Annotated in this window: 3 protein-coding genes and 2 pseudogenes; all 5 read left to right on the top strand. The window is 70.2% G+C overall.

What is annotated here, in order from left to right; genetic code table 11:
* The first annotated feature begins 37 nt into the window (after positions 1 to 37).
* Positions 38 to 798: pseudogene (gene ubiG, locus I53_RS29100) on the top strand (bifunctional 2-polyprenyl-6-hydroxyphenol methylase/3-demethylubiquinol 3-O-methyltransferase UbiG).
* A 46-nt stretch (positions 799 to 844) separates the two neighbouring features.
* Positions 845 to 1417 (top strand): YbhB/YbcL family Raf kinase inhibitor-like protein, encoded by a 573-nt coding sequence (locus I53_RS29095; RefSeq protein ID WP_043357645.1) that lies wholly within the window; start codon positions 845 to 847, stop codon positions 1415 to 1417.
* A gap of 171 nt (positions 1418 to 1588) precedes the next feature.
* A complete protein-coding gene (locus tag I53_RS29090) occupies positions 1589 to 2170 on the top strand; it encodes a PAS domain-containing protein (RefSeq protein WP_251982493.1) in 582 nt (193 codons plus the stop codon).
* Between the two features lie 174 nt (positions 2171 to 2344).
* Positions 2345 to 2470 carry a type B 50S ribosomal protein L36 gene (gene ykgO, locus I53_RS29085; RefSeq protein ID WP_003601867.1) on the top strand — a complete coding sequence of 42 codons (126 nt, stop codon included), beginning with the start codon at positions 2345 to 2347 and terminating at the stop codon, positions 2468 to 2470.
* Between the two features lie 140 nt (positions 2471 to 2610).
* Positions 2611 to 2995: pseudogene (locus I53_RS29080) on the top strand (hypothetical protein); the annotation flags it as partial.

The raw sequence follows: 2995 nt of genomic DNA, 5'->3' as shown, positions 1-2995 counted from the left end.
CGGATCGGGGCGGCGCCGCCATGAGGACGGAACGCGCATGACANGGGCAGCCACGGATCGGCCACNGGACGGGTTCGTCGACCGCGTTGAGGTTGCGCGCTTCGATGCGCTCGCCGCCACGTGTGGGACGAGACCGGCCCGATGCGCGTCCTCCACCGGTTCAATCCGGTGCGGCTCGCCTATATCCGCGACGCCCTGTGCCGGCGGTTCGGACGCGATCCGCGCGCGCCCTTTCCGCTGGACGGGCTTTCGATCTGCGACGTCGGCTGCGGCGGCGGCGTCCTCTCGGAACCCCTCGCCCGGCTCGGCGCACGCGTGACCGGGCTCGATCCGGCCGAGCAGAACATCGCGGTGGCTCGGGCCCATGCCGAGGCGGCGGGCGTGCCGGTCGATTATCGCGGCGCGACCATCGAAGCGGTGGTCGCCGGCGGCGAGCGTTTCGACGCCGTGCTGATCATGGAGGTGGTGGAGCACGTCTCCGACATGCAGGCCTTCGTGCGGACCGCCTGCGCGGGGGTGAAGCCCGGCGGACTGCTGTTCGGGGCCACCCTGAACCGGACTCTGCGCTCCTTCGCGCTGGCCATCGTCGGCGCCGAATACGTGCTCGGCTGGCTGCCGCGGGGCACGCATGACTGGCAGAAATTCGTGACGCCCGACGAACTGGCCCGCGCCATCCGGGCGGGAGGGCTCGCCGTCACCGACACGGTGGGGGTCGTCTACAACCCGCTCACGGATGGTTGGCGCACGAGCCGCGACACGGCCGTGAACTATATGGTCGCGGCCGAACGCTCTGCGTGAACGGGTTGCGTCCCCCGCCGTTGGAGACGGGACGGAGGGCGCGGCGATGCTTGAGAAAATCCCCGGGGCGGTCGGCGAAGCCCTGTCGGGCCTGAAAGCCGGTCGGGACAAGACGGCGGTCCATTCGGACTTCTCCGACATTCCCGACACCGTGACGCTGACCAGTCCGGCCTTCGCGGACGGGGCGGACATGCCGGCCCGCTTCACCGCGGACGGTGCGGGCGTGTCCCCGCCGCTCGCCTGGAGCGGCCTGCCCGCGGGCACCGCTGCCCTGGTGATCCTCGTCGAGGACGCCGGGAGCCCGACGCCGCGTCCGCTGGTCCACCTGATCGCCTGGGCGATCCCGCCCGAGCCGGCCGAATTGCCCGAAGGTGCCTTGGCGAGCCCCGGGCACCCGGGCTCAGGCCACGCGTTGGGCCAAAACAGCTTCCTGCGCGCGGAATGGTTGCCGCCGGATCCTCCGACGGGCCACGGGCCGCACGACTACGTCTTCCAGATCTTCGCGCTGCGGCAGTCTCTCGCCCTGGCCGAGGCGCCGGGCCGGGGCGCGCTGATCGATGCGATGCGTGGGCACGTCCTCGCAAAGGGCACGCTGACCGGCGTTTACTATCGTTCCTGATGGCGTCGCTACCCTCGAACACCATCCTGATCTGTCACTCCCATGCGTTGTGCCGTTTCGGCGGTCCCAGTATTGATTCGACCAAATAAGTCGGCCGGGCGAAGCGTCCGGACGGACCTGGAGATCGAGTCTGTGGGCGTCGGTGTGCACACGAAGCGGCGGAGCGGCCGCATGGGGATGCGTGCCCTGGCCGAATCGGATGTCGGGACCTGGACTTGGCACATCGCCGACGACGTCCTCGAATGCGACGCCGCCGCCGCGACGGTCCTGGGCCTGCCGCGGCCGAAAGGTAGTCGGGGTACGCCCTTCGCGGCGTTCCTGGAGCATATCCATCCCGAGGACAGGCGACGGATCGGGTGCATCATCGCTGACCTTCGCCGCGAGGGCGGCCTGTATTTCGCGCAGTACCGGACCGTACCGGTACCCGGCGAGGTCCGCTGGGTGCTCGTGCGCGGCCGCTATATCCGGAACGCCGAGGGCGTCGTGGACGAGGCCCACGGGATCGTCATCGATGTGACCGCGTGCAGCCGTGAGGGCTTTCTCGACGAATCGGCGTTCTACGCGACGGATGCCGCCGCCGGCGGCATCGATCAGGTCGCCGAGATGGCGCTGGCCCTTTACACGGCTGCGGAGAATGGCCTCTCCCGGCCGGGTTTCGACCGTCTGAAACCGCTCCTCGACATGCTGCTGCACCAGATCGGCCGGCAGCTCGTGATCGCCCCGGCGGTGCCGGATCTCGACAGCGTCCATTGAGCAGGACCGGCAGCACGATGCCCGCTGCGCCTTGCCTTGTGGGGGCGACTCCTGATATGGCCGCGCCATCCCGCGATGCGTGAGCCGTGATCGCCGGACGCGACTGCGCGTCCTGCCTCAAGGCTACGTTCCCGATCCCTTACTGATGGACGGCCCTCCGGGCTCGAAAGACCGATGAAGATCCGCAACTCCCTCAAGTCCCTGCGTGGCCGCCACCGCGACAACCAGCTCGTGCGCCGCAAGGGGCGGGTCTACGTGATCAACAAGACCCAGAAGCGCTTCAAGGCCCGCCAGGGCTGAGACCGTTCCGACCGGCCGAGGCCGGACGGAGAACGGCACCGATCGAGGAAACGGCCGTGTCCACCGGGTGCGGCCGTTTCCGCGTGCGCGCGGCACCGCGGCACGTTGACGGACGTGGCGACGGCGCACAGTCTGGCTGCATGATGCCGACCCGTCTCATCGCCGCCCTGGTCTGCCTGCCGGCCCTCGCGGCGACACTGCCGGCGGCCCAGGCAGCGCCGCAATCGACCCGGCCCGGCCGGCCGACCGCCGAAGCGAAGCCGGCACCGAAGCCGCCGAGCCTGGATGACCTGTTCGCGCGCCTGCGCACCAGCGAGGATCCAGCGGAGGCCAAGGGCATCGCGCGACTGATCGAGCGGCACATGGCCGGATCCGGCAGCCCGACCGTCGACCTACTGACCGACCGCGCCCGCCAGGCCGTCACCGCCCACGACTTCCCCCTGGCGGCCGAGCTGATGGACCGCGTCACCGCCCTCGAACCGAATTGGTCGGAGGGCTGGAACCGCCGCGCGACGGTGTTCTGGC

The sequence above is a fragment of the Methylobacterium sp. B1 genome, assembly GCF_000333255.1.
In the GTDB taxonomy this organism is placed as follows: domain Bacteria; phylum Pseudomonadota; class Alphaproteobacteria; order Rhizobiales; family Beijerinckiaceae; genus Methylobacterium; species Methylobacterium fujisawaense.
This window is presented reverse-complemented; position numbering and strand designations above follow the sequence as displayed.